Genomic DNA, 26,174 nt, shown 5'->3' on the forward strand with positions numbered 1-26,174 from the left:
TGTAGGAATCATTATCTAACGTTTTATTCTTCTCTACCGATTTAACTTCTCGACGGCTTCCGCACTTGTGTCTACACGTTTAACGAAAAAAACTAATAGTAGTGCAACAACATTCATGCCAAGCGCTACATAGAATGAATATTGAATTCCGGATAATAAAGCCTTCTGAGTTACTATTGCCTTCGTAGTTTCTGTGAAGGTTGTTGGATCTATATGAGACATTAAACTTTCAGCTTTTGTTTTTGTTACAGAGTTCATAATCGTAACAAGAATAGCAGTACCAATCGAACCGGACACTTGTTGAGCTGTATTATTAACAGCTGTACCGTGTGGATTTAGGCGAGTTGGCAATTGATTAAGACCATTTGTCATAAGTGGCATCATCACCATCGCCATCCCAAACATCCGCAGTGTATAAATAAGAATAATATGTGTGTGACTAGAGTCAATTTGCAGATTTGCCAACATATAAGTTAAAACAGCTGTAATGGAAAGCCCTACTATGCCAAGAATCCGAGGACCATATTTATCAAATAGTTTACCTGTAATTGGTGACATAATCCCCATTATTACCGCACCTGGAAGCATCATCAGCCCAGAGCTCAGCGGCGAAATGCCACGGACGTTTTGTACATAAGCTGGTGTTAAAATCATACCCGAAAACATGGCCACCGCGTTAACAATTGCAATTACAGACGCAAGTGCAAACATTGGGTACTTGTAAACACGTAAATCCAATAACGGCTCATCCATTTTTAATTGACGGATAATGAAAGCAATTAAGGCAATAGCGCCTATGATTAAGGCTGTTAAGACAACTTTATTCGTCCAGCCATCGGAGCTTGCAGAACTGAATCCATATAACAGACCGCCAAAACCGACAGAAGATAATAGTAATGAGAGATAATCAAGTTTTGCATTTTTGTTTTGTTTCATGACATTCTCAGATTTCCAAATCCCTAACAGTAAGCTAATGATTGCTAACGGTAAAATCATTTCAAAAAGCAAACGCCAGTCATAATACTCTACAATATAACCTGATAGTGTCGGCCCAATTGCTGGAGCTGTAATCATAACTAGTCCAAAAATCCCCATTGCTGTTCCCCTTTTTTCTCTCGGAAAGCTTACTAGCATAATATTCATTAACAAAGGTCCCATAACTGAAGAGCCTGCCGCTTGAACCATCCGACCAGTAAGTAATAAACCAAAATTCGGTGCTACAGCCGCTAAGGCAGTACCAAGAATAAAAATCACCATAGATGTAATAAATAGGCTCCTATTTGAAAAACGCGTTATTAAAAATGCTGAGGCCGGAATTAATATACCACTTACAAGCATATACCCTGTAGAAAGCCACTGGATCGTTGAATAATCTTGAATGTTTAAATCTTTCATTATTGATGGCAAGGCTACATTTAAAAGGGAGTTATTTAGAAATGAAACAAATGCCCCAATAAAAAGGATTACAAGCATTAAATATGGTGGTTTTCTTTTATGTAATGTTTCACTCATATATTTAATTGCCCCTTCATTATAAATTTCATTGATTCGTTTAAATCGTTTACATATTTGCACAAGAAAACATTACCCTTGCAGTATTTTGCCAAACTCTTCGAATGGATATTCTCTTTTTAGCAATTCCACTTGCTCAACATACCATTTTAAAATCTTTTTGTTGATGAAACCTTTATAAAAACGTTTGTTAACGGAATTTAAATTAGGCTGAAATACAAAAAGAAGCAACTGAAAATACCCTTCTAAAATAAATTGAAACTTTAAATCAATGGGAATTTTACAGGCAGTGAGAAAAATCAACAAGACCACGCACCCATTCCTTTAAATACAGGCTTGTAGATCTAGTTATGTAACCATCCCAAAAAAGGAATATTACATAGGCTAAGTCTAACATTACATTTTTAAAGTGAGGGGAATTAGCGTATGCACCAATATTGGTATTTGAAGTCACAGGGAAACGGGGAACAATATAATAACCAAATTTCATTATATTCACAGCCCGAAATAACTAAATCTGAGGTAATGAATGATTTGAAGCTTCCTGAGAATTGGAGTTACCGAGTTTATCCAGTTAGTTGGGATTCATCAGCCAATTATACGGGGTTCAATCCCCAACCTCCTCCCTTCTCTTTGGGGCAGCAGCCAATTAATTATGCAGGGATAATACCACAAGGTCACCCTGCTAATTGGACTCCATTACCAGGTCATGCAGGTTTTAATTTTCAAAAACCTCCCTTCCCCTGGGCGCAACCATTCAATCATACAGGGATGTTCGCACAAGGTCATCTTGCAGCTTTACTATCGCCGCCAGCCAAGCCTTTTCATTTCAATACCAATAACTCGGGTGTTTTTGGAAACCCTCCAGGATGGGGTGGTCCGTGGGCCCCAATAGGATGGGGAAATAACGGAGGTAACGGTCAGCTAGGACTGCTTGGAAACTTACTTACAGCAGGAAAAGGCACCATGAGTGGAATAGGAATGATCAGTAGTTTAATCGGGATGGGGAAGTTCTTCTTTTAGTTAATTAGAACAGGAGAATGTGGCTGTAGCTTTAATCAGCCACATTTAAGGACAGTAATCTCCCACCTAACTTCCTAGCATAGCATTCGCGGAAATTTTAGGTGGATATGTATTGTTACAAGTTACTGTTTTACTTTGAGTACTCCTTTACTTTCTTATCAAGTGCCTTACTATAAGCATCTTTGTTTTCCTGTGATAACTCATAAACTGCTTTTTTCCAATGCTCTCCGTCTACACCTGATAAAAATTCAGTACCTTTCATTGCAGCTTCTTGAATCTTCTGTTTATCTTCTTTACCAGCATCCTTAATTAACTTCGTTGCTTTTCTTGCCTCTGTTACCCCTTCTTGTATGGATTTGTGAATGTCTTTGTATGTATCAGGTACTTTTATGTGTTCCATATTATCTAAAATTTTATCTATCTCGTTTGATGTTTTTAAAACAGCTTTTGCTTTTTCTTTATCCTTTAAGGATTCTCCTAAGTTTAGTAATAGTTCATCCTTCTTAAATTGGAACTCTACCACTTGCTCACATATGTAGTACGGATACTGTTGTTCGGAAAGTATTGTTATTGCTTTACTAGTTTGCTCAGTCTTATGAGTAGAATCTTTATCTCCTACCTCGCATCCGACTAACAGCATAAATGGAACTGCTAACGTTACTAGTTTCTTTGCTCTCATTATGTATTCTCCTTGTGGAAAGTATTGTAATTAATTAACATATCAAACTATAACATACATTACATTATGGTTCACTTCCATTACGCTTTTAAAATGTAAAATAAGAATACACCCCATAAGCCACAAATAAGATTAATAGAATAGAAATGCCGAGTACCGTATATATAATCCATTTTAAATTTGAATTCATATCATCCTCCTACCTCTCAATAATTCCAGTATATAACAAAAAAGCATTGGATACCCAATGCTTTTTACACTTACGCAAATAAAGAAGTATTCGCATATAAAGCTGGTGAACCACCTGAATGTACGAATAAAATATTGTCTTCCTTATTAAAATTACCTTTTCTAATTAAGTCGATTAATCCCGCTACTGCCTTACCTGTATACACTGGATCAAGTAAAATACCTTCTGTTTTCGCAAGTAACTGAACTGCCTCTACCATTTCCGGCGTTGGTAACGCATAGCCTGGTCCTACATATTCATCAAAGCACGTAACAGCGTCGCGCGAGATAAAGTTTGGAATACCAACATGTGCTGAAGTTTCATCTACAAGTTTTGCTACTTTCTCTTCTTGCTCAGCTTTTCCTCTACTTACATTAATCCCGATTACAGGAATATGGCTTTGTGTTCCAGAAAAACCAGTAATTAAACCAGCATGCATACCGCCGCTACCACTTACACAAACAACTGAACTGAAATCAATTCCTTGCTCAAATGATTGCGCCATAATTTCTTGCGCACAAGCAACGTATCCCATAGCGCCTGTAGGGTTTGATCCACCAACTGGAATTACATATGGTGTATTTCCTTTTTCACTTACTTCTTTTGCTACTTTATGCATTTCTTCCATCAGGTCTGCTCCGTTCGGTACAACAATGACGTTTTCAGCACCTAATAAGTGATATAAGAAATAGTTTCCGTTAAAGTCTCTCTTCTCTTCTGGCTCAAGCCCTTCCTCTAATACAAGAATACATTTCATTTTTTCTTTTACCGCAGCAGCAAGTGTCAGGCGGCAATGATTTGACTGAATACCACCAGCTGTAATTAACGTATCTGCACCATTTTCCTGTGCATCTGCAACTAAAAATTCTAACTTTCTCGTCTTATTGCCACCGGCTGTTAAACCAAGTAAATCATCTCGTTTAAAATAAATAGTCGGACCACCAAGTGCTTCAGAAAAATTGTTTAACTTTTCAATTGGTGTATATGATTCTGTATATTTTTTTCTCGGGAATTTAGCTAAATTCATTGTAACGCTCCTTTTGTACTTCTTTCACAATATATGTAACGTTACTATTATTACACGTAAAAATGGTGAAGTCATCTTTCTCGGTTAAAAATGTATTAGAATTTCATTTTGATAAGTAAAACCGTATTAATGCTTTTAACTTAATTATGGTACATGAAATTTATATCAACGATTTTTTAAATATATCGTTCATTACTTACAATATATCAACGATTTTTCAAATATATCGATCGTAACTTGCAGTATATCAACGATTTTCTTAATATATCAATCTATCGACAAAAAACGACAGACAGGCAACCCCTTTCTCATCAACAAAAAAGAGCCCACACATTCAAATGCAGACTCCCTCCAATCACTTATTTACCGAAAAACGAAGTAACTGCGTTAATCCCGGCTCTAAATTCATTTCACCTTTGTGGCGTACGTATACGACTTTATCTCCATCAAATTTCGGAGGATTTGCTTTACTATACGTATGCCACTCATTCGTTCCTTCTATAGTGTACTCCATATATTCAGTTGCACCGACAATTATATTTTTACTATCATCTGCCGTTACATTTGGTGCCATCTGCGCAATTTTTGAATCACTAATTAATAACTTCTTTATATCCTTATCACGTTTGTAATCGTAAGCTGTCACAATTACATCGTTACCATATGCTTTCACTTGTAACCCTTGTTTAAATGAATAGCCATCTGGAGCAGTTTTCTCTCCTCCATTTGGTCCTGCTGACATCCAGCCTGTTTCAATCCCGCCCGTATTTACAACAGTGAAACCTTTTTCATCTCCGCCTTTAATTTTCTTTTTACCAGCCCAGTCCGGTAAGTTTAAATCCCAATGCGTATGACTCGTAAAGAAAACAACTTGCGGATAGTCTTTTAATATATCGTACAACTTATCGATGTTTAAATAATCTTGTAAGTACGGTGATTGTCTTGATCCAGATACTGTATCAGGTAAAACGTGATGAGAGAAAATAAAGATTGGCTTATTTTTATCTTTTTGACTATACTCTTCTAAATTTTGTTTTAACCAACCTAATTGCTCATCACTCATATATACTTCGTCCCACATTTTTGAATCGTGGTATTTCATATATTTTTCAGTTCCTAAAAATAGAAACGGATAACCGTCTAATTCTTTTTTATGATATACCTTTTCTTGTCCACTAAATTTCAGATAGCGGTTAAATAAAGTTTCCTCATTTACACCATTTGGCCATGTACTTTGAGAGAGTTTTCCATCTGCTGTCCATTTACCAGCATAAAACTCATGATTCCCAACAGTAGACCATACATTTTCTGGATGCTTATTTTTATTTAACACACGCTTTACATCATCATATTGTGACTGTTGTCCAGTCGGCGTTATATCCCCATTCATAATAAGCGCTCTAGAAAGTGGCGTCACTTTGTTCATATCTTTTAGCACATGATCAAAATCCCCTAAATCACCTTGAATATCACTAATAACATTAAAAGTTGTAGCTGATTTTCGGGCTTGCTCTTTCCCTTCCGCATGCACTGAAAACGTCGGTAATAATGCCGCCATAACTGCTAACGAAGCAACTGTCTTTTTCATACAAATTCTCCCCCTAATAATAGAATGTACAAACTGACATGTTCTGCTTTCTCTTAGGTGCTTGTCCAATTCACATTATAAAGAGGGATTGTAAAGATAGATGGAGTAAAAAATTAAGTGTTTTTTAAGAGATTTTGTTGTTTTTTGCACTCCACAATTCGCGATTCACGCCAATCTAGCTTTCTAGTCTTTTACATTACATACATGTAAATTTTGATGTTAAATCTTTTCGTTTCATACGTTGTTTTTATTACTTTTAATTTTCGGGAAAAATCCACTAATTAATAATGTTATAATCCATACCATTATTAGAATGAAATTTATTGTATTACCGGAATTCAAACTAAACACTCTCCACAAATTGGCAGCACAAAAAACGAGAACAGCAGGAATAATAAGTAAAAATGTCCTAACTACTAATCCGATGTAAGATTTCTTCGCTTGCTTAAAAATGAACGTTCTTCTACCTTTGTACAAACTAATCACAAACAGTAGCAAATATATACTAAATGTGGTGCCAATAACAATTGATGTAATGAAGTTAGTTTTTCTCTGCTCAGCTAGAGCGAAGTAACTTTCAGGTAATTTTCCAGTTTCATATTCAATCCATGCGTGGTAAATATCCTGTCGTAAGTCTATACCACCTTCACCATTTGTAAGGATTACCAATCCATCCTTTGTATTAGGAATGAAACCATAAAAAGAATGCCAGCCACGATTGTCACCAGAATGATAAAGTAATTTCCATTGATTAGATAGTTTTTTTTCAAATATACCTAAACCATTCTCCCCTAATATCGGCTTTTGCATTTCCTCAACACGTTCACTTTTGATGACACCATTCCCTTTATTATTTGCATCCATGCTTGCAAGTATCAATGCCATCATATCGGTAACATTTGTCTTAAGACCTGCAGCAGCCTGTTCGGTAAATTGGTAACTAGGGAGCTCCTCTCCAAAATAACCATAAGCTTTTGAAAGGTTATGGTTTTCAGGACGTTGTAAAAATGAACTAGATTTCATTCCTAAAGGTTTCATAATTTGTTCTTCCATATAACGATCAAACGGTATTCCGGTAACTTCTTCAATTACAAGTTGTAAAATTGTATATCCGCCACCAGAGTAAATTGTTTCTGAACCTGGTTTATTGGTAACTTCCACTGGTTCATTAAGCCATCCTTTTCCAGACAGAGACTCCTCAATAGAGTCAAGATGTTTCCCTGGTGCAACCCCGAGATATCCTTTATGTGCAGACAGCCCTGCTGTATGACTTAACAATCTTCTTATCGTAACTTCATTATTATTAAACTCTGAATTAGATAATTTCCATTTGGTCAGATATTTTCCAACGGGATCATCTAGTAATAAACGCCCTTCATCTACAAGGTGCAAGATTCCCCACGCTGTAAGACTTTTAGATATGGAACCAGCCTGAAACAAAGTATCATCACTCACCGCTTTTTTTGTCTTTTTATCTACATAACCGTAGTTAAGTGTATAAGCAATACGTCCCTCATGCACAATTCCTATTGCAACCCCGGGTACCTCATAATCCTCCTGCCATTTTGGTACCTGTTCATCCAGCTTTTTTTTGAAATCCTCTATACTCCTATCAGTCAGCGTGCCCGATTCTGCCCTCACCACATTTGTAAACCATGCTTCATTCGTAATAAATATGCAAATAATTAAACATAAAATACTTTTGCATATTATCGATGCTTTTTGTCTATTCTTCATTTGCTCCGCCCCTTTTTTCAGAATATTCTATCCGTTAATTAGAGTATCCTATTCACATATCTAGTTCTATCGATTTTCATTACTTAACCTTACAAAATTGTAATAAAAATCAAAGATCTACATGCTTAGGGGTTTTACTGTTCTTTATTCGAGGGCAGGAAATTTAATACAAAAAAGACACAGAGATTCCTCCCTATGCCTACTAATTCCTTACCTCTTCACCGCATGCACATAATATACCGTCTCGAAAGCTTTCAAATAATCATTTCTTCCGGCAAAATATAATGTATTTATATCCTCTGGTGATAAGTGCTCATAAATGAGTAAACCTGAATTCTCTAACAATGCTTCCATTTCGGCATAAGAAAAACATGATTTCATCGGTTCTCCGCCTACCGCAGCCATTTTCACCATATTTTCAACTCGATTGGACAGTCCCTTTTCCGTAAACAAATTTTCATCGGGATAATCAAAAACGATAGAACTACCTGCCGGAACCATCTCGAATAAACATGCTAATAAACTAGCAAGTTCCTCTTTCGTTAAATAGTACGTAACACCTAAAAGGCTAAAGAAAGTCTTTTTATGTTCAAATCCTTCATTCCGTAACTGTTCATAGGAAAATCCTTTCGTAAAATCCATTGAAACAAAATGAAGGTTTTTTGGAACTTCAAGTTCTGTTTCTTTTATTCTTTCCTTCTTAAACGCCTGCGTAGAAGGATGATCTACTTCAAATATTTCTATTTTATTTTCTAATTCTTGGTGTCTAAAACTGAACGTATCTAAGCCTGCACCGAGTATGACGTATTGTTTCGCTCCCAGCGTAATCTCGTGTAGTAATACTCTTTCACAATATGCCGCACGTGCTAAAGGTGTTGGTGATAATTGCACTTGTGTAATCCATTTTAATATTTCTTGTGGATTATCTTGAAACTGCTGTGCAATGTCTGTATTGAAGAAATGTATTCCTTGAACCATATTCGTTTCAATATTAATTCGTTCTTTTGGCGAAATGAACTCTTTAGCTACATAATCATCAAAGATTTTCGGATTATCAAATTCACTATGATATGCCCTGCTGAAAGCTGATACTAACGACGTTACACTTGCTTCACCTTGTTTCACGCACATACACTCTCCTTCATTTTCACAACAAAAATAGGGTTCCCCTGGCCAGGAGAACCCTATTATACACCTTATTTTTATATTGGTAAATTATAGCACAAATAAGTTTTTTTGTCAAGTTTTCAGCCTACTAACGCTCCAACAATTTGTGTAATCTCTAGCAGGAAGACTTCGATCTACACCGAATATTCCAGTTTATAACAACACAAATGGAGGGCGTCATGAAAAGATTAGTTATCATTACAGTTGGAAAAACTACATTTGCTAAAGAGTACTCCCCTACCCCAAATAAGAGATTATAAAAATTACATAATCATAGATTATTATGCAAATCCTTCCTCTAAGCGCCTAACATAGTATATAATAATAAGATAATCTACTTCTATATGCTCAATTTTACACAAAACAGCTCATGCATATGAAAGAAAAGAGGTACAAAAATATGAAAACAAAACAAACAATTGCTGCGTCTACACTAGCTTTAGCAATGATTGCTGGCGCGAACTCTACTCATGCGGAAGTAAATGATGCTACTCCTCAGCAAAGTACGGGAGATCGATTAGCTGAAATTAAGCAACATAAACAAGAGTTAGATGCGAAATTACAGCAACACAAAGAAAACGTGGATCAAACATTGAATGAACTTAACAAAGTTAAGGAAAATGTTGATACGAAGGTGAATGAACTACATGAACGTAAACAAGTTGCTGATGAAAAAATTAACGAGATTAAACAACATAAACAAGAGTTAGATGCAAAACTTCAGCAAGACAAACAAATCGCCGAAGATAAAATCGCGGAAATAAAAGAGCATAAAAAACAAGTAGAAGATAAAGTTGCTGAAGTAAAAGAACATAAGCAAAATATCGATAATAAGGTTAATGAGATTAAAGAACATAAACAAACTGTCGATGAAAAAGTGAATGAAATGAAGCAACATAAAGAGAACATCGATCAAAAGGTTAATGAACTTAAGGAAGTAAAAAAACAAGTAGATGAAAAATTAGCTGAGTTAAAGAAAGCGAAACAAACTGCTGAGGACAAACTTGCTGAGTTAAAAGAAAACAAGCCGAATACTGGTAACACGTTAGAGGAACTTAAGAAAATTAAAGGCAATTTAGACAGTCTTTCCGCTAACTTAGAACTAGCTAAACAAGATGTAAAAAACAAACTAGCTGAATTACAAAAGGCTAGAGAAGATTTACTAAATAAAATTAACGAAATTAAACAATCGAAACAAACTGTTTCAGACGATTTAACAAAGAAAAAACAAGACTTAGATATTAAAATCAACGACTTTAAGCATACTGAGAAAAAAATTGACGACAAATTAGCTGAGTTACATACAACGAAGCAAAATGTTGATAACAAGATTAATGAAGTATCACAGTCTAAACAAACGCAAGCAGATAATGGTACTAAAAACAATAACGCTAAAGAACTTCCTAACGCTGGTAGCGAGCAATCAAACAATATGGCTCTAGGAATGCTATCTGTATTAGGCGGGATTTTATTACTTACTCGTAATAAAATTAAAACGTTATTCTCTAAATAAATCCATTAAAAAAAGGAAAACCGCACATACATGTACGGTTTTCCTTTTTTTATATTAACTGTCCATCTCGAAGCGTCAATATACGATCACATACATCAAGCATTCTTTCATCATGTGTAATCATAATTGCTGCTTTTTGGCTCTCTTTCACTTCACGTTTCATCATTTCAACAACTTCACGTGCGCGTTTTGAGTCTAAGCTTGCCGTTGGCTCATCCGCTAATATTAAATCTGGGTTGTTCATGAACGCACGAGCAATTGCTACCCTTTGTTTTTCCCCACCAGATAGTTGATTTGGATAATGATTTTTTCTTTCTCCTAATCCAAATGCTGCTAATAAATGATCCGCACGCTTTTCTGATTCTTTCTTGTTTTCTTTTTTTAACTTAGCAATGTAAAGCAATTGTTCTTTTACATTTAAATATGGAACAAGATTTGCGAACTGGAAAATGAAGCCGATTTTTTTCAAACGAATGTCTGTCATTTCCTTTTCTGATAGCTTCGTAATATTTTGCTCACGAATGTAAATATCCCCTTTTGACGGTGATAATAGTGCACCCGCGATTGATAATAATGTACTTTTCCCTGATCCAGAAGGACCGACGATTCCGATAAACTCTCCAGCTTTCACATCAAGCGACATCGGATGAAGGGCCGTTACTTCCGTATTCCCTTCTCCGTACACTTTACTTACTTTGTCTAATTTCAATAATGAAGTCATTACATCCCGCCTCCAATTGCTTCTAATGCATCAACTTTTAATACTTGGTATAACGAAATAAGTGTTCCTAAAATACTAATTACGATAAAGATTGCTGCGTATTGTGCAATCATCGGTGTTGTTAATAAGAACGGCATACCCGCTGGTAAAATTTGTTCTAACCCTTGTACAAGAACGATACTAATTACCATCGCAACGACTGATAAGAATAACGCCTGTACGACTAAGCTATTTGCTAAATATGAGTTCTTCGTACCAATTGCTTTTAATACACCTAATTGCTGTGTTTTTTGTAGTGTAATAACATAGAAGAATACACCGATTAATAACGCAGCGATCACAAGTAAGAACGCAATGATCATCGTTAATGTTCCTTGCTCTTCTTTAAATCCTGGAATACTTTGCAGTACTTCTTTTTTATCGATAACGTGAGCATTTTTAATTTCTTTATCTGTGTTAAGTGCAATTGCACTATAATCTTTTTGGTTTGGTTGTGAAATAGATCCCCATACGTCTTCATTTATATAAACGACTGGTGTATGGCTAAACATTTGATCTTTCGTAAATCCGACGATTGTAAATTCTTTCTTTGAAACAGGATCGATAATTGTATCTCCAATATCGATTCCCTTCTCTTTAATCGATTCATCAGCAACCATCTCGTTGTTTGCTGTACCTAATTTCTCCCCTTTTACAATGTTCGGTTCTAAAAATGAATCTCGTTCGCTTGAGAAAATAGCGATATCAACCTTTTTCGAGCTATCTTTCTTTTCATATGTTGAAACTTTCACACGAAACGGAACTGCCTCTTTCTCGCCTACTTGACTTACTACGTTATCTACATCGTCTTTCTTAATTTGTGAACGAAGTAATTTATTTTCCGCATCATCTGCTAAAACGAACTTATTTGCCTCCATATTTTGAATCGATGAAGCATTATCATATGATAATCCATTTGCTAATCCTGAAATAACAAGGACTAAAAATGATAATAACACCATAATCAATCCGATTAATCCGTATCGTAATTTTGATTGTTTTAATTCACGCAGAGCTAAAAACATTTCGCTCGCTCCTTCCTCTTTCTTTCTATGCACTTATCATAAAAAAGAAATATGAACGGAATATGAACAGAAGATTACAGAGATTAAGATTTAATTTTCAGAAAGTATTGAAAACATTCGAAATCCTTGATACAATTCAGTCAAATAATATTGACCGAGTAATTTTATTAAAGGAGTTGATCATGTTGAAGCCCGTATTAACACTAACTACTTATAGCCAATTAAAAGCATTAAGCGATCCACTACGTGCCGAAATGATGATACGTCTATGCGAACGTCCTTATACTGGACAATTACTATCTGAGAAATTCGGCATTTCAAGGGCGAAAATTCATTATCATTTAAAAGAATTAGAAAAGAATGGTCTTATAGAGATCGTTTATACAGAAGAAAAGAATGGGATTGTTCAAAAGTTTTATCAATCTGTCGCTAAAGGCTTCACCCCTGCTGCAGATCTATTACCTCATTTAGAAATATTAAGCGAATCAGGTCGCCAAATCTTTTTACAAATGATAGAAAGAACGAAAAGCCAAATTCTCGCTGCACCAGAAGAAGCTTTTACATTACGAAATGCAAGTGAAGATCCAGCTAAGTGGAATTACGTTTCATCTTGCTGGGAATTTGATGCTACGCCAGAACAATTTCAAGTGTGGGTAAAAAAGTTTTATGAATTAATGGCTGAATTAAACGAAATCACAAAAGGTGCAGATAAAGATCCGAATAGTAAACCTTATTATATTTCTACTACTGCACTTCAAATCGCTGAGAGAACAATGCAGCAATTTATTAAAGAAGAAAAATCGTAATACGATTTTTTTTACATAAACGGTCAAATTTATTTTACCGAATAAATTTCTTATAAAGGAGTAGATTAAATGGACATATTAAAAAACCGGAATTTCCTCTTATTATTTTTAGGAAGAATTTTCACCAACATAGGAGATAGCTTATATTACGTAGCAGCAATGTGGCTCGTATATAAGCTAAGTGGTAATCCTTTTTATTCTGGATTGGCTGGTTTCCTTACGTTACTACCTTCTGCATTACAATTTCTTACCGGTCCATTCGTTGATAGATGGCCAATTAAAAACACCCTCGTCATCACACAAGTACTGCAATGCATTCTTATATTAATCATTCCTATTACACACTACTTCGACCTACTAACAGTCCAACTACTACTCATCATCATGCCCATCGTAGCCTTTATCGAACAATTCGCCTATCCCGCACAATCAAAAGCTTTACCACTTCTACTGCATAAAACACAATTATTAAAAGGAAACTCTCTCTTCTCATTTGCGTATCAAGGCATTGATTTAATTTGTACGACGCTTTCTGGAATATTAGTAGCACTATTTGGCGCGATCACTTTATATGTAATTGACTCTTTCACATTCGCGATTACTGCCCTTTTGTTCTTTTCATTAAAAATGCCAAAGCAAACCGAAACGGGCACATCACTTTCAACTAAACAATATTTCTCTGATTTAAAAGAAGGTTTTTCAATTGTCTTCCGTTCCTTAATGGGCGTATTCTTAATCGGTTCCGTTGTCGCTAATTTTTCAATTGGTATGACGATGGCCATACTCCCTTCTTTCGCTGATTCTTTAGGGGGCGTGAAATCATATGGCTTCTTCTTAGCTGCTATATCAGCAGGTAGTCTCATCGGTGCATTATTCAGTTCATGGGTTGGTAAACGTAATGTTGGCCGTGTCTCTATTATTGGCTTTGCGACTGGCGCTACCTTTTGGTTTCTCTCTACAATCGTACCGTTTCAATGGCTATCTATTCTCTTATTCGGCCTAGCTTGGATTCCAATTGGTGCAACCAACATATTATTTGCGACAATTAGCCAAATTGTAATTCCAAATCAATATATTGGCCGCATCAATTCAGTCATGCGAAGTATGAGCACAATTGCTATGCCGATCGGTTCTTTAATTGGCGGATACACTGCAAATGTATTTAGTAGCCAACTCATTTTCGCGCTCGCTAGCATCGGGATTTTATTTATTTCTCTCGTATGGCTACTTCATCCGAAATTACGAGCATTGCCGAAAGCTGATGAGATTACAGCGGATACTTTTGGGGTGCAGTTTAAGGAGGAGCGCAGGAAAGGTGCTGCTTTATAGCCAGCAAACATAACCCCGTTCTAAATTTGGGACGGGGTTAAAAATATAATAATAAAGTCGTTTGAATATCTAAATTTTATTCAACAAAAGCACCAAAACGGCAGTTAACGCTTTGATGGCCATGCCCCCTGCATTTTCCTTAATTGAATAATTTGGCCTGTATGATAAGCATCATGAAGCATGATGTCCAGTAATTTACCTTCAAGTGAATTTTGTTCAAGCTCTCTTTCAGAAATTGCACTTAATACCTGTCTTAAATTACGCTGAGCATTTTCAGAGCGTTCAACGACTTCCTTCCATTCCGTATCATTATTAGATTGCTTAGTCAGATAAAAGGTGTCATTACCGTCAAGATTATGTGTCCATTCACGTCCTTCCAAGTTTGCAGCAAGTCTTTCTTTGTAATAAGTGAGATGATTAACATTCTCCCAAATGGTATTCGTTGTCTCTCCAGCTGGTTTCCACATAGCCTGTTCAGCTGTAAGTCCTTCTATAGCATGTTTAAACGGTGCATACCAACTCTCTTTATCGAATGTTGAATCTAGTTTATTTAATAACAAGTCAATTCGTTTCAAAGTAATTTCCTCCCTACACAGTTCAAGTTTTAATACACTTCCTCTAACTCTGTAGAGATTCTACATTTTTAAATAAACTTCCTCCTAATCCCACTCCATAAACTCATCCGATTATGCAATTAAAATGACTCATATTTTTTCATTTTACACGTATACTAGCGACAAAAAAAGAAGAGGCTGTTCCCAAACAGCCTCTTTCATCTATTTAGGAAGTTCAACCCGAACAGTCGTCCCTTCCCCTTTCGTGCTATATACCGAAACGGTCCCTTTATGCAGTTCAACAATCTTCTGCACGATTGATAACCCTAAACCGCTACCTTCTACGTTTCTTGCTCTCGCTGTATCCACCTTATAAAAACGATTAAAAATACGATCCATTTCTTCTTTTTCCATACCGATTCCGTTGTCTGATATAGAAATTATAACGCTAGACTCTAACTCTTCCACGAAAAACTCAATCGTTCCACCATCGTTTGAAAACTTAATGCTATTCGTGAAAATGTTACTCCATACTTGATGAAGTAAGTTTTCATCACCTTGAATTGTAATGTCCGGCACATCAAATTCAACGGCGATATCTTTTTCCCGCCATTTCCATTCAAGCATAAAAATGGCGTCTTTTATTTGTTTTTGTAAGGAAAAGTCTTTTATTTGTAAAACCTTTTCCTCCTTATCTAATGAAGCGAGCGTAAGTAACTGTTTACATAAACTAGACATTCGCTTACTTTCACCTTCAATAATTTGTAAGTAATGATTTCTTTCTTCCTCACTCATCTTTTCTGTTTGCAACGTTTTTGAAAAACCTTGTATGGAAGAAAGTGGTGATTGAAATTCATGTGAAACGTTCGAAACGAATTCTTGTCTCATTTCATCTAGTTCTTTAATACTTTTCGTCATCTTTTGGAAGCTTGTAGATAACGTTCCTATTTCATCTTTTCGTTTTACGTCTAATTCAATTTTATATTCCCCACTCGCAATTTTTTGCGTAGCCTTCGTAAATTTACGGATTGGGCGAACGATATAACCTGCTGCAATCGCTATAAAGATAATGCTTAATAGTACGATAAACCCAAGTAATACCGCTAAGAAAATTCGCATTTCGCCAAATTGGTTCTGAATGTCGGGGCGAATAAATAACGCGTACTGTTTATCACCGTGCTTTACCGGTACACCGACACTATTTATTAATTCATTATCGAAAAATCCTGTAATAAAAAGACGCGTTGGATACGTAGAAACACCATTAAACGTTTCTCCTTGCAATACTTTATGAACAGTAGCATCGCTAATAGACGTCTTACGAAACGCATTACCGATACGCTTTCCATTCTTTTGATCATCGACAATATAAATTTCATACCCTAACTTTGCAATAGAATGCAAATACGTCTCTTGATTTTCTTCACTTTGCTTTTCATATAACGATTTAACTTCTTCCGCATACTTTAAAATCTTTTCACTATTATACGGTTTTAACTTCACTTGATAATATACGTTCGTTAATAAAAAGCCGATAATACTACTAAGTAGCATAATGCCGACCGTCATAAATACAAATCTAGAATATAGTGATTTCATCTTATTTCAACTCCAACTTATACCCGAGGCCGCGCACCGTTGTAATTTGAAAATCATCCGTTCGTTTTGAGAAACGATCTCGGAGCCTTTTCACATGAACATCAACTGTTCGTTCATCTCCTTCAAAATCCATTCCCCATACTAATTCAATTAATTCTTCTCTTGAAAATGTTCTCCCAGGATAACTAGCTAATTGTGATAATAATTCAAATTCCTTTAAAGGAAGTAAAATCGTCTGGCCGTTACACTTTACTTCAACACCTTTACGATCAATTGTCGTTCCATGGAGTGTAATTATGTCAGCGCTCAGCATTTGATAACGGCGTAATAAAGCTTTCATACGGAAAATCACTTCAGCTGGTTCAAATGGTTTTACGATATAATCATCTGTACCAGAAATGAATCCTTTTTCTTTATCCACTAACTGGTCTTTCGCAGTTAATAAAATAACAGGAATATCATGATACTTCCGAATTTCTTCACATAACGTATAACCATCAACAAAAGGCATCATAATGTCTACAATCGCAAGATGAATATTTTCCTTCTCTAATACGTCTTGCGCTACCTTTCCATCTTCCGCCTCAAAAACTTTAAACCCCTCTTTTTGTAAATGATAATGCAATAACTCTCTTATATGTTTATCGTCATCAGCTAATAAAATATGTATCATCTTCATTAAACCCTCTCTCGTTCATCCTTCTACATCACTACATTAAGAAACAATTGGATTTTTTGCAAGAAAAAGAAAAAGAATCTATTTTGAAAAAAGATTATTCAAAATAGATTCTCACGTTTTAGTATTAAGATTATTTTAATCAAAAACAATTTTTAAGCCTTCGAAATATCAACAAATCCTTCTCCGAACACATCACGAACATCGTGTATAGCGATGAAGGCAGCCGGATCTGTAGTTTGAACAATCCGCTTTAGCTTCACTACTTCTTGCTTATTAATAACAACATAAAGAATGTCCTTCGGCGTTTTCGTGTAATAACCATGACCTGAATACACAGTAACCCCTCTACCCATTAAAGAAGTTACCTTCCCGGCAATTTCATCTGGTTTATCAGAAATAATTGTAATGGCCTTTTTCGGATTTAAGCCTTCAATTACAAATTCCATTACTTTCGTTCCTACATATAACATAATAATTGTCAGCATCAGTTTTTCTGCACCAATGATGAAATAAGATGAAAACGCAACGATTAAATCGAAGAACAGTAGACCATAGCTAATACTCCAGCCTAAATACTTATGCGTCATTCTTGCTAAAATCGTAGTACCTGCAGTTGTTCCACCAACGCGAATGATAAGACCAATACCACACCCGATAAATATTCCACCGAAAATGGCATTTACGAGCATTTCATCAGAAGCAATCGTCCAGCCTTCTGTTAAATGAAGAAATAGCGAGTTAGTCACTACAGCGATAATCGTATAAATCGTTGTAATCTTATTTAAAAATTTATAACCGACTATTAACAAAATCGCATTTAAAATTAAGTTAACTAAACCTGGTGACCACTCAAATAAATAGTACGTAATAATCGTGATACCTGTTACCCCGCCCTCACCAAACTCGTTCGGAATAACAAATAAATTGACACCTAACGCAAAAAGAAATGCACCGATAATAATAAAAATAATGTCTGTCGTTCTTTTTTTCATACAGTACCTCACTTCTTATGTAAATATTTATTCTGCCATAAACTCTCACTATTATATCGTGGAATATTCAAATCGAACAGTGGTTTGTTTTTATTTTAATATAGGATGATAAATCAACTTTATCCTATATCCACATGTAATTTTAAAAGGGTAACAACTTTATTTATTATGTACTACAAGTAAAGTTTTGATTTCATTTGCAATTTACGCTGAAAAGTGAATAGGAACACTCTCACTCGCGCAAACTTCGAATACAAAACAAATAGGCGAAGCTATAGAATAGGCTTCGCATCAAGCATTTGATTGTAGAGATTTATATTCATACATTCCAAAAATAAATTCACTTATCTTTCTCCATATACTCTTTAATCTTTCGTTCTTCCCACTCTTTTCCGAATATCCCAAATGGAAAAGTTGTTAAACCGTGTATAACGATACCAATCCCCCAACCTCCAAGTGGATATAAAAACCATAATTTACTTGAATCAGAACTTATATTTATAAAAAAAAGCATTAAGTTCACTAATATATAGACCGTTAAATGAATGTAAAACGCTTTTAAATTCTCCACCCTTTTTTTAGCTCGTAAATAATTCTCATTTCGCTCCATATGTAAACACCTCTTTCATTATTGTATTTTTTAAATCCGCTCCGATTTAAACATCATATTCTAGTCAGGAATCCCTTATTCTCAAAAATTCACAACATAAAAAAGACCATCTTCATTGCAGAAAAATCACAGTTGTCAGTGGATACCTTTATTTGTTCGTAGTACGATACCTTGTGAAAAATCAAATTTCACAATAGAAATAAAACCCTTAAATCTGTATAATTAAATTAATAGTGGCATTTTAATAGAGAAAGGTTTTGATAACATGCTAGGTATCGATGTCAAAAAAACAGATGAAGAATTAATTATTTCATGGCAACTAGCTAAGGTTCAAATTCCATTAAGTGATATTATTGAAGTTACAGAAGATGAAACTTATGCTGGTGTAGAAGAAGAAAACGTAATCCGAGTCGGAACAGCATATGCTACAACAGATCGAATCTTAATCAAAACAGTAAAACAAAATTATCTATTATTTACGACGAATAGAGTAGCAGTTTTGAATAAAATCAATGCATAAGCATTACTTGAAAACACTTGTCTGTATAGATTTATTCGATTCAACTGTGTACCGGGATTTTAAAAATTATTATAGATACAATGATGTACCTTAGCCCCAAATATAAAAAAAAGAAAAAAGTACTCAGCAAATGGTCATACACATGACCATTTGCTGAGTACTACATGATACATTTATTATTTACAGAAGTCTAATTAAGACCAAATCCAAACATCATCATTATTCACAGCGTTGTTCTTTACCTCATAAACCTTTTCGATATGATCCGTTGTGTTCCAGTTAATAGAACTTCCACCCCAGCCCACATAATTCATATCAATTTTCACTTTCTCACCCACATTAAATACTTGTCCCTTTGTTAAGAAAACATCAATAATATCTTTCTTCCCGTTTAACGATGGATACCCCACTACGACATATTTAGTAGCACCGTCTGTTCCAACTTTTGATACTTCCCCAATTACATAATCAGGTGAGCCATCTTCTTTCATGTGCATGCCAAACTTGTTTGTTGTATTTTCAATTGCAGTTGCAACCATATATTCTGTAAAATTACGCATCATAGATCCAGTAGCTTTAACCTCATCTCCTACTTTCACATTTGAGAAAGTATCCATGTATACACTAACAGGTTCTTCGTATTGCTTAGATTTTACGACAATTACACCGTTATCTACTTCTACTACTCGTCCTTCTAACGTCGAGAAATTCGATTCAATAGAAGCTGCACTCGCTTTTGTTACTTCTAGTCCTGGTAAATTTGTTCCTGATAATGCTGCGATTCCTAAAGCACCTGCTAAAATTAATTTTTTCATACCCATTATGAAACATCTCCATTCATGATGATTTTATTTTTGATTGGATACGACCAACCTGCAACTATTATAGTTACAGGTTGTAGAAAATAGCAACCCTCTTTCTTATGCAATGTTGCATACTGTAATTTTTAAATATACAGCAAGAGGAATAAATTCTCGAATTATAATAGTTAATTCAAAGCTAAAATAACCTTATGGGCACGTTATAAAGAAATTAAGAACTACTTTTGATCCTAAGGTTAACCAATAGCTTTATAAAAACTCAATCAAATTCTATTCAACTAGTTGAAAACTGAACCGTGTCGAATTTTATTTTCATAAAATTCAAATTCCAAGGAGGTTTTACAAAATATTACACAGAATTATTCGTATATCGTAATATAATTGGTAATTTTTTACGATTCATTTCATTTTATCTACCACGTTTAGACAAAATGAAAAAACATAACAAAAGGAGAGATATAGATTGAAAAGAAAAATTAGTACAGCTGTTGTAGGGTTATCAGTGTTTAGCTTTGGTCTTTTTGGTGTAAATATTGGGGATGGCGGCGTTGTAAAAGCTGAGCACGGTGAAACTTTTGCTCCGAAATTAGAAAGCCATGGGGACCACGGCGGGGCTCCTGCTTATACAAATACTCATGGAGAAGGAATGGCTCCTAAAAAAGAGAGTAATACTGACTTCTTTGCTCCTACGTTAGAAGCGCATGGTAATACTGGCGCTCCTGCTTTAAATGTTGGTGATACGCCGACTCCGAAACTTGAGGGGCTCGAACATTTCCCTGCTCCGAAACAAGAGACACATGCTGATTTAAGCTCGAAATTAGATTCACGTGGTACTGGCAGCGCTCCTGCTTTAAACATCGGTGACACTGGTGGGGCTCCTAAACAAGAAGGACATACACATTTCCCGGCTCCAAAATTTGAAGCTCATGGCCATACTGGCGGTGCTCCTACTAATTCTTAATATAGTACAGGTATTTAAGTTACCAATATTGAGATTTATTTAGTTTTCAATTTCCATATATATTTGGAAACCATTCAATATAGCACCTATTATGTATACGCATGATTTCTGTAATGATACGCTGTACCCCAGAGAAATCTCCAATACATATGTGGTTTTCAAGTCTAAAAAATACACCTATTAATTAGGTGTATTTTTTCACCTCTCTATCTACTACTCAAAGAATAATCCCCTAAAAATCCCAACAAAAAAACGAAGAAATTATCTATACTTCGGACACTTAAAGTACCACGAACGTTGCGATTTTTAGTGACACTCCGTATCCAACTTCCCTTACCTCTCCCATGCCTAAAGGCGCTAGCTTTCTTGTTCAGGAAAAGCTGTAACCTCTCCATTCATGATGATTTTATTTTTCGGATTGAATACGATTAACTTATAATCATTACAGTTACAGATTGCAGAAAATAGCAACTTTCTTTCTCATACAATGTTGCATACTGTAATTTTCAAATACAATTCAACACTAAGATTGAATTCTTAAATCCCAGCAGGTAAACGAATTGACGATGAAGAAACTAATGTCATGCATCATATTTTTTCAATGATACATTTTGTATAATCGTAGTCTATTACATTATGTAGGAGCGGGGTTAACATGTTAATAAAACCAAAGAGGTTACAAGCAGGAGATATTGTAGCAACAGTAAGTCCTTCATGGGGAGGAGCAGGTGATCCTGAAATAAGATGGCGATATGATCAAGGGGTAAAGAGGTTAGAAGAAGTTTTCGGTCTTACGGTTGTTCCCATGCCAAATAGTTTAAAAGGTTGCGAATTCATTTATAACAATCCAGAGGCTCGTGCGGAAGATTTAATGACAGCATTTAAAGATACGCGCGTGAAAGCAATTATTGCTAATATTGGCGGTGAAGATAGCATTCGCTTACTTCCTCATATAGATTTTAATGTGATACGCGAAAACCCGAAAATTTTTATGGGGTACTCTGACGTTACTATTACACATTTATTTTGTCATAAAGCAGGGCTTTCCTCTTTATACGGTCCAGCAATTCTGACCGATTTTGCCGAAAATGTAGAAATGGATCCATACACAATTGAAATGGTAAATCGTACCCTCTTTTCAAATGAAACGATTGGCGAGATTCAACCAGCTCATGAATGGACAAGTGAGCATTTAGAATGGATTGAAATAAATAAGGATACAAGACGTACGATGCAGCAAAACAATGGATATGAGGTACTTCAAGGCTCTACCACTGTACAGGGGCGCTTAATTGGTGGTTGTATTGAAGTATTGGAATTTGCAAAAGGAACGGAACTTTGGCCTGAGAAAAAACATTGGGAGAATAGTATTCTCTTCTTTGAAACTTCTGAAGATCATCCAGAACCAAGTTATATAAAATATTGGTTACGAAATTATGCAGCACAAGGTATTCTGCAAAAAGCAAAAGGAATCATTTTTGGTAAACCGAAAGATGAACAATACTATGAAGAATATAAACAGGAAATATTGCAGGTTATGAAGGAACATAACTTAGAAGATTTGCCAATTCTTTATAATTTAAATTTTGGCCATACTGAACCGAAGTTTATTTTACCTTACGGTGCAATGGCAGAAATTGATTGTGAGAATGGATCTTTCTCTATTTTGGAGAGTGGTGTGGAATAAAGGAAAACTTTAAATAAGTTTAGCCATAAGTTTTATAATTTTTTTCATTTTAGGGTGTATTTTATTTTGATGAGCTTGATAGCAATATGACAGGACTCAAATAAATAAAAACACTCCTATGAGATATGACAGTGAATTGGTACTTTTTAAATGATATGGAGATTACTTATCTAATGATAAAGGGGGATTTACGTGTATGGAAGTAACATTTACAGTAAGTAAATGGGATGAAAAACCAATTGATGATACTAGAAAAGATTTTCCTATTAATATTGCTCATGTTGAATATGATATCGATGGGGAATTACAAGGAAAAGCTTTTGTTGAATACTTATTATATTATTTGGACTCAAATATAAATGATGGTCACTTGGCTACTGCTAAAATTTCTGGTTTTTTACACTTCGAAGGAATTTATAAGGGGCAACAAGGGACATTTACAGCTATAGAGCAAGGAATATTTGATAAAGGAAATTTAGATTCCCCAGGAACAATTATTAAAGCTACCGGTAACTTAGAAAACCTGAGAGGATCCTATCATTATCAGTTTACAGGTCAAACTAGTAAACTAATTTTAGAGTTTGAATTTTAGCGAAATACCTTATAATTTAGTGGAAAGGACATTTCTTGTAATACTCGGAATGTCCTTTTTGTTGACGAGCTAGTACGTTATAATCTCCGCCAATTTTTGTAGGTAGTGTTGATGTTAATAGGCCTTGTACAGCGAATCTCCCCTGCTCATCTTTAGATACTTCTGTAAATAAAACAACATCCTCTCTCGTAAAAGTTCTTTCAAAGGTAATTTTTTCGCCTACTTGCAATTTCATCGATCCCCCTCCTCAAAAACACTTGTAAAATAAGAAAAACCGAAACTCAAATCATTTCGGTTTTTCAAAACTATAGAAGTCAATATTTACTTTAAAGAATGGACAAACAACCCACTACGCAGTTTCGGTTCAAACCACGTTGATTTCGGCGGCATGACTTCACCGGCATCTGCGATTGCTAATAAATCTTCCATAGATGTCGGATATAATGCGAATGCTGCTTTGTATTCGCCGCTGTTCACAAGTCGTTCTAGTTCTTCTAGCCCCCGTATTCCGCCAACAAAATCAATGCGTGAATCAGAACGCGGATCATGTATTTCAAGCACTTGGCTTAATAAATGGTCTTGCAGAATAGATACATCTAAACCTCTAACAAGATCATTCGCATCAAACGTTTCCTCTTTCACTGTGAGCTTATACCACTTCTCATTTACATACATACCAAATGATTTGGGCTCATTTGGTTTATACGGAGAAACAGGTGCTCCTTCTACATAAAAGTACTGCGTAATTTGATTTAAAAACTGTTCCTCTGATAAGCCATTTAAATCTTTCACAACTCGGTTATAGTCCCAAATCGATAATTCATCATGAGGGAATAGAACCGATAAGAAGAAATTAAATTCCTCTTCTCCTGTGTAATTTGGATATTGTTCTCTTCGCATAAGTCCTACTTTTGCAGCTGATGCAGAACGGTGATGCCCATCTGCAATATAAAGATTAGGAATATCTTCAAATGCGTTTACTAAAGTCGTAATTACATCTTCATCTGCAATCTTCCACGCAACATGCTTAACACCGTCTTCTGCTGTAAATGTATAAATTGGCGCATGCTCTTCTTTCCAGCTTCTAATTAAATGCTTTACTTCATCTTTTGTACGGTACGTTAAAAAAATCGGACCTGTATTTGCGTCACACACATCTACGTGGCGAATACGATCTAGCTCTTTTTCATGACGTGTTCTTTCATGTTTTTTAATTGTATCATCTTCATACTCATCAATAGATGTACAAACGACAAGGCCTGACTGCGTTCTTCCTTGCATCGTCAGTTCATAAATATATAGCGCTGGCTCTTCATCTTGTATGAACACTTCTTCTCGTATAAATTGCTTTAAATTGTCTCCCGCTTTTTCATACACGCGATCATCATACGGTGACAGTTCAGGATCTAAATCAATTTCTGCTTTATCAACATGCAAGAAAGAATATGGATTCCCTTTTACAACTTCCCTTGCCTCTTCACTATTTAATACGTCATACGGTAAAGCTGCCACTTGTGCCGCTTTTTCCTCTACTGGACGAATGGCCCGAAACGGTCGTATTTTTGCCACATTCCTCTCTCCTTTACACAATCATTCGAACGGCTACAACACCTGTAATTTTGCTTATATTTTCTACAATATTCTCTTTTATTATATCATCAATTCCGTTATCGATATCAATCATTGTGTATGCCCAAGAATGTTTACTACGATTAATCATATCGGCAATATTAATATGGTGTTCCGCTAAGCATCCTGTAATTTGCCCTACCATATTCGGGACGTTTTGATGCATAATTGTAATGCGTTTCTTTCCGATATACGGCAGCTCAACATTTGGATAGTTGACTGAATTACGTATATTTCCTGTCTCTAAATATTCACGTAATTGACGTGCTGCCATTACTGCACAATTTTCTTCTGATTCAGACGTAGATGCACCAAGGTGAGGCGTCGCTGTTACATTTTTCATCTTTATTACATTTTCATTCGGGAAGTCCGTTACGTAATGTGTAATAATATCTTCTTCTAATGCTTTTTGAAGAACCTTTTCATCTACAAGTTCTCCTCTAGAGAAATTAAATAGACGCATCCCTCTTTTCATCTTCTCTACAGCGTGTTCCCCAATAATCCCCTTCGTTTGATTCGTAAGAGGAATATGCAATGTAATATAATCACATGTTGCAAAAATTTCATCAAGGCTAAATGCTCTTTGCACATGTGTAGAAAGACGCCAAGCTGTTTCAACTGAAATGTAAGGGTCATATCCGATAACATCCATCCCTAACGCTAACGCATCGTTCGCAACTAAAGCACCGATTGCGCCAAGTCCGATAACACCTAGACGTTTCCCTGCAATTTCTAATCCAACAAATTGTTTTTTTCCTGATTCAACAAGCTGTGGTACTTCTTCACCCTCTAAGTTTTTCGTCCAACTTACACCATTAATAATGTTACGTGAAGACATAATAAGACTGGCAATAATGAGTTCCTTTACAGCGTTTGCATTTGCCCCCGGCGTGTTAAATACTACAATTCCTTTTTCTGTACATCGCTCGACAGGAATATTATTTACACCAGCGCCAGCTCTTGCAATCGCCTTTAAGTCTTTTGAAAACTCTTCTTGATGTAAAGAGTAGCTACGAAGCAAAATTCCATCTGGATGATTGATTCTATCTCCTACTTCATAACGTTCTTCAGTAAAAACTTGCAAACCTTTTTCTGCAATTTGATTTAACGTTTGAACACGAAACATATCCCCATC

At 35.5% G+C, this 26,174-nt stretch carries 24 protein-coding genes and 2 pseudogenes; 8 read left to right on the forward strand and 18 right to left on the reverse strand.

Annotation, left to right across the window (positions count from 1 at the left end; translation table 11 throughout):
- Positions 1-33 precede the first annotated feature (33 nt).
- On the reverse strand, positions 34-1,512 hold the full coding sequence (locus tag AC3WVZ_RS14140) for a DHA2 family efflux MFS transporter permease subunit (protein WP_233936521.1): 1,479 nt from the start codon (positions 1,510-1,512) through the stop codon (positions 34-36).
- A 72-nt stretch (positions 1,513-1,584) separates the two neighbouring features.
- Complete coding sequence (locus AC3WVZ_RS14145) at positions 1,585-1,824, reverse strand: hypothetical protein (RefSeq protein ID WP_000243463.1); 240 nt, start codon at positions 1,822-1,824, stop codon at positions 1,585-1,587.
- A gap of 114 nt (positions 1,825-1,938) precedes the next feature.
- Between AC3WVZ_RS14145 and AC3WVZ_RS14150 the strand changes: the two genes are divergently transcribed.
- Positions 1,939-2,535 (forward strand): hypothetical protein, encoded by a 597-nt coding sequence (locus AC3WVZ_RS14150; protein WP_000554420.1) that lies wholly within the window; start codon positions 1,939-1,941, stop codon positions 2,533-2,535.
- A gap of 130 nt (positions 2,536-2,665) precedes the next feature.
- On the opposite strand, the gene AC3WVZ_RS14155 is transcribed toward AC3WVZ_RS14150, so the two are convergent.
- The 5 genes and pseudogenes from AC3WVZ_RS14155 to AC3WVZ_RS14175 all read right to left on the reverse strand — a co-directional run bounded on the left by AC3WVZ_RS14155 (position 2,666) and on the right by AC3WVZ_RS14175 (position 8,926).
- A complete protein-coding gene (locus AC3WVZ_RS14155; RefSeq protein ID WP_001201796.1) occupies positions 2,666-3,214 on the reverse strand; it encodes a hypothetical protein in 549 nt (182 codons plus the stop codon).
- Between the two features lie 260 nt (positions 3,215-3,474).
- On the reverse strand, positions 3,475-4,470 hold the full coding sequence (gene cuyA / locus AC3WVZ_RS14160; protein WP_001046615.1) for a D-cysteate sulfo-lyase: 996 nt from the start codon (positions 4,468-4,470) through the stop codon (positions 3,475-3,477).
- Between the two features lie 355 nt (positions 4,471-4,825).
- Positions 4,826-6,058 (reverse strand): DUF4073 domain-containing protein, encoded by a 1,233-nt coding sequence (locus AC3WVZ_RS14165; RefSeq protein WP_233936522.1) that lies wholly within the window; start codon positions 6,056-6,058, stop codon positions 4,826-4,828.
- A gap of 196 nt (positions 6,059-6,254) precedes the next feature.
- A pseudogene (locus AC3WVZ_RS14170) lies at positions 6,255-7,795 on the reverse strand (serine hydrolase domain-containing protein).
- Between the two features lie 210 nt (positions 7,796-8,005).
- Positions 8,006-8,926, reverse strand: coding sequence for a class I SAM-dependent methyltransferase (locus AC3WVZ_RS14175; protein WP_233936524.1), 921 nt, complete (start codon positions 8,924-8,926; stop codon positions 8,006-8,008).
- A gap of 436 nt (positions 8,927-9,362) precedes the next feature.
- Between AC3WVZ_RS14175 and AC3WVZ_RS14180 the strand changes: the two genes are divergently transcribed.
- Positions 9,363-10,475: an LPXTG cell wall anchor domain-containing protein gene (locus AC3WVZ_RS14180; protein ID WP_000851034.1), complete on the forward strand. Its 1,113-nt coding sequence runs from the start codon at positions 9,363-9,365 to the stop codon at positions 10,473-10,475.
- 49 nt (positions 10,476-10,524) lie between these two features.
- Here AC3WVZ_RS14180 and AC3WVZ_RS14185 read toward each other — a convergent pair whose 3' ends face one another.
- Both AC3WVZ_RS14185 and AC3WVZ_RS14190 read right to left on the reverse strand, forming a co-directional pair.
- Complete coding sequence (locus AC3WVZ_RS14185) at positions 10,525-11,196, reverse strand: ABC transporter ATP-binding protein (protein ID WP_098595235.1); 672 nt, start codon at positions 11,194-11,196, stop codon at positions 10,525-10,527.
- Positions 11,196-12,260, reverse strand: coding sequence for an ABC transporter permease (locus AC3WVZ_RS14190; protein WP_000477770.1), 1,065 nt, complete (start codon positions 12,258-12,260; stop codon positions 11,196-11,198). The genes AC3WVZ_RS14185 and AC3WVZ_RS14190 overlap by 1 nt, the downstream gene beginning before the upstream one ends.
- A 185-nt stretch (positions 12,261-12,445) precedes the next feature.
- On the opposite strand from AC3WVZ_RS14190, the gene AC3WVZ_RS14195 reads away from it, so the two are divergent.
- Both AC3WVZ_RS14195 and AC3WVZ_RS14200 read left to right on the forward strand, forming a co-directional pair.
- Positions 12,446-13,066, forward strand: a complete 621-nt coding sequence (locus AC3WVZ_RS14195) for an ArsR/SmtB family transcription factor (RefSeq protein WP_142408413.1) — start codon at positions 12,446-12,448, stop codon at positions 13,064-13,066.
- A gap of 69 nt (positions 13,067-13,135) precedes the next feature.
- Positions 13,136-14,395 (forward strand): MFS transporter, encoded by a 1,260-nt coding sequence (locus AC3WVZ_RS14200; protein WP_139847127.1) that lies wholly within the window; start codon positions 13,136-13,138, stop codon positions 14,393-14,395.
- 104 nt (positions 14,396-14,499) lie between these two features.
- On the opposite strand, the gene AC3WVZ_RS14205 is transcribed toward AC3WVZ_RS14200, so the two are convergent.
- The 5 genes from AC3WVZ_RS14205 to AC3WVZ_RS14225 all read right to left on the reverse strand — a co-directional run bounded on the left by AC3WVZ_RS14205 (position 14,500) and on the right by AC3WVZ_RS14225 (position 18,829).
- A complete protein-coding gene (locus AC3WVZ_RS14205) occupies positions 14,500-14,970 on the reverse strand; it encodes a DinB family protein (protein ID WP_000820996.1) in 471 nt (156 codons plus the stop codon).
- A 201-nt stretch (positions 14,971-15,171) separates the two neighbouring features.
- The gene (locus tag AC3WVZ_RS14210; RefSeq protein WP_233936526.1) at positions 15,172-16,548 is read right to left on the reverse strand and encodes a sensor histidine kinase; all 1,377 of its coding nucleotides are present in this window, start codon (positions 16,546-16,548) and stop codon (positions 15,172-15,174) included.
- A 1-nt stretch (position 16,549) separates the two neighbouring features.
- Entirely contained in the window at positions 16,550-17,227 is a 678-nt protein-coding gene (locus AC3WVZ_RS14215; RefSeq protein ID WP_000781961.1) for a response regulator transcription factor, read from the reverse strand.
- 152 nt (positions 17,228-17,379) lie between these two features.
- Complete coding sequence (locus AC3WVZ_RS14220; RefSeq protein ID WP_000747495.1) at positions 17,380-18,219, reverse strand: YitT family protein; 840 nt, start codon at positions 18,217-18,219, stop codon at positions 17,380-17,382.
- Positions 18,220-18,559: 340 nt separating this feature from the next.
- On the reverse strand, positions 18,560-18,829 hold the full coding sequence (locus tag AC3WVZ_RS14225; protein ID WP_000440733.1) for a 2TM domain-containing protein: 270 nt from the start codon (positions 18,827-18,829) through the stop codon (positions 18,560-18,562).
- A gap of 265 nt (positions 18,830-19,094) precedes the next feature.
- Here AC3WVZ_RS14225 and AC3WVZ_RS14230 point away from each other — a divergent pair, with 265 nt between their 5' ends.
- On the forward strand, positions 19,095-19,349 hold the full coding sequence (locus AC3WVZ_RS14230) for a SunI/YnzG family protein (RefSeq protein WP_063220630.1): 255 nt from the start codon (positions 19,095-19,097) through the stop codon (positions 19,347-19,349).
- Between the two features lie 194 nt (positions 19,350-19,543).
- Here AC3WVZ_RS14230 and AC3WVZ_RS14235 read toward each other — a convergent pair whose 3' ends face one another.
- Complete coding sequence (locus AC3WVZ_RS14235) at positions 19,544-20,170, reverse strand: ATP F0F1 synthase subunit alpha (protein ID WP_063220629.1); 627 nt, start codon at positions 20,168-20,170, stop codon at positions 19,544-19,546.
- 463 nt (positions 20,171-20,633) lie between these two features.
- Here AC3WVZ_RS14235 and AC3WVZ_RS14240 point away from each other — a divergent pair, with 463 nt between their 5' ends.
- The 3 genes from AC3WVZ_RS14240 (at position 20,634) to AC3WVZ_RS14250 (ending at position 23,410) form a co-directional block, all read left to right on the forward strand.
- Positions 20,634-21,131: a hypothetical protein gene (locus AC3WVZ_RS14240; RefSeq protein WP_063220628.1), complete on the forward strand. Its 498-nt coding sequence runs from the start codon at positions 20,634-20,636 to the stop codon at positions 21,129-21,131.
- A gap of 655 nt (positions 21,132-21,786) precedes the next feature.
- Positions 21,787-22,818 (forward strand): S66 family peptidase, encoded by a 1,032-nt coding sequence (locus AC3WVZ_RS14245; RefSeq protein WP_063220627.1) that lies wholly within the window; start codon positions 21,787-21,789, stop codon positions 22,816-22,818.
- Positions 22,819-23,014: 196 nt separating this feature from the next.
- Entirely contained in the window at positions 23,015-23,410 is a 396-nt protein-coding gene (locus AC3WVZ_RS14250; RefSeq protein WP_063220626.1) for a DUF3224 domain-containing protein, read from the forward strand.
- Positions 23,411-23,471: 61 nt separating this feature from the next.
- On the opposite strand, the pseudogene AC3WVZ_RS14255 reads toward AC3WVZ_RS14250, so the two are convergent.
- From AC3WVZ_RS14255 to AC3WVZ_RS14265, 3 genes and pseudogenes are all read right to left on the reverse strand, one after another.
- A pseudogene (locus AC3WVZ_RS14255) lies at positions 23,472-23,645 on the reverse strand (hotdog family protein); the annotation flags it as partial.
- 86 nt (positions 23,646-23,731) lie between these two features.
- On the reverse strand, positions 23,732-24,979 hold the full coding sequence (locus AC3WVZ_RS14260; RefSeq protein ID WP_001063074.1) for a DUF1015 domain-containing protein: 1,248 nt from the start codon (positions 24,977-24,979) through the stop codon (positions 23,732-23,734).
- 13 nt (positions 24,980-24,992) lie between these two features.
- Entirely contained in the window at positions 24,993-26,165 is a 1,173-nt protein-coding gene (locus AC3WVZ_RS14265) for a 3-phosphoglycerate dehydrogenase family protein (protein WP_233936528.1), read from the reverse strand.
- Positions 26,166-26,174 lie beyond the last annotated feature (9 nt).

It is taken from the genome of Bacillus sp. CPT56D-587-MTF (assembly GCF_058792335.1).

What these genes read in the sequence shown, in the direction of transcription:
- AC3WVZ_RS14225 (WP_000440733.1), bottom strand. Translation starts at nt 18,829, where the DNA reads ATGGAGCGAAATGAGAATTATTTACGAGCTAAAAAAAGGGTGGAGAAT.
- AC3WVZ_RS14180 (WP_000851034.1), top strand. Translation starts at nt 9,363, where the DNA reads ATGAAAACAAAACAAACAATTGCTGCGTCTACACTAGCTTTAGCAATG.
- AC3WVZ_RS14200 (WP_139847127.1), top strand. Translation starts at nt 13,136, where the DNA reads ATGGACATATTAAAAAACCGGAATTTCCTCTTATTATTTTTAGGAAGA.
- AC3WVZ_RS14155 (WP_001201796.1), bottom strand. Translation starts at nt 3,214, where the DNA reads ATGAGAGCAAAGAAACTAGTAACGTTAGCAGTTCCATTTATGCTGTTA.
- AC3WVZ_RS14165 (WP_233936522.1), bottom strand. Translation starts at nt 6,058, where the DNA reads ATGAAAAAGACAGTTGCTTCGTTAGCAGTTATGGCGGCATTATTACCG.
- AC3WVZ_RS14150 (WP_000554420.1), top strand. Translation starts at nt 1,939, where the DNA reads ATGCACCAATATTGGTATTTGAAGTCACAGGGAAACGGGGAACAATAT.
- AC3WVZ_RS14215 (WP_000781961.1), bottom strand. Translation starts at nt 17,227, where the DNA reads ATGAAGATGATACATATTTTATTAGCTGATGACGATAAACATATAAGA.
- AC3WVZ_RS14185 (WP_098595235.1), bottom strand. Translation starts at nt 11,196, where the DNA reads ATGACTTCATTATTGAAATTAGACAAAGTAAGTAAAGTGTACGGAGAA.
- AC3WVZ_RS14175 (WP_233936524.1), bottom strand. Translation starts at nt 8,926, where the DNA reads ATGTGCGTGAAACAAGGTGAAGCAAGTGTAACGTCGTTAGTATCAGCT.
- AC3WVZ_RS14230 (WP_063220630.1), top strand. Translation starts at nt 19,095, where the DNA reads ATGCTAGGTATCGATGTCAAAAAAACAGATGAAGAATTAATTATTTCA.
- AC3WVZ_RS14245 (WP_063220627.1), top strand. Translation starts at nt 21,787, where the DNA reads ATGTTAATAAAACCAAAGAGGTTACAAGCAGGAGATATTGTAGCAACA.
- cuyA (WP_001046615.1), bottom strand. Translation starts at nt 4,470, where the DNA reads ATGAATTTAGCTAAATTCCCGAGAAAAAAATATACAGAATCATATACA.
- AC3WVZ_RS14235 (WP_063220629.1), bottom strand. Translation starts at nt 20,170, where the DNA reads ATGGGTATGAAAAAATTAATTTTAGCAGGTGCTTTAGGAATCGCAGCA.
- AC3WVZ_RS14190 (WP_000477770.1), bottom strand. Translation starts at nt 12,260, where the DNA reads ATGTTTTTAGCTCTGCGTGAATTAAAACAATCAAAATTACGATACGGA.
- AC3WVZ_RS14265 (WP_233936528.1), bottom strand. Translation starts at nt 26,165, where the DNA reads ATGTTTCGTGTTCAAACGTTAAATCAAATTGCAGAAAAAGGTTTGCAA.
- AC3WVZ_RS14250 (WP_063220626.1), top strand. Translation starts at nt 23,015, where the DNA reads ATGGAAGTAACATTTACAGTAAGTAAATGGGATGAAAAACCAATTGAT.
- AC3WVZ_RS14210 (WP_233936526.1), bottom strand. Translation starts at nt 16,548, where the DNA reads ATGAAATCACTATATTCTAGATTTGTATTTATGACGGTCGGCATTATG.
- AC3WVZ_RS14220 (WP_000747495.1), bottom strand. Translation starts at nt 18,219, where the DNA reads ATGAAAAAAAGAACGACAGACATTATTTTTATTATTATCGGTGCATTT.
- AC3WVZ_RS14140 (WP_233936521.1), bottom strand. Translation starts at nt 1,512, where the DNA reads ATGAGTGAAACATTACATAAAAGAAAACCACCATATTTAATGCTTGTA.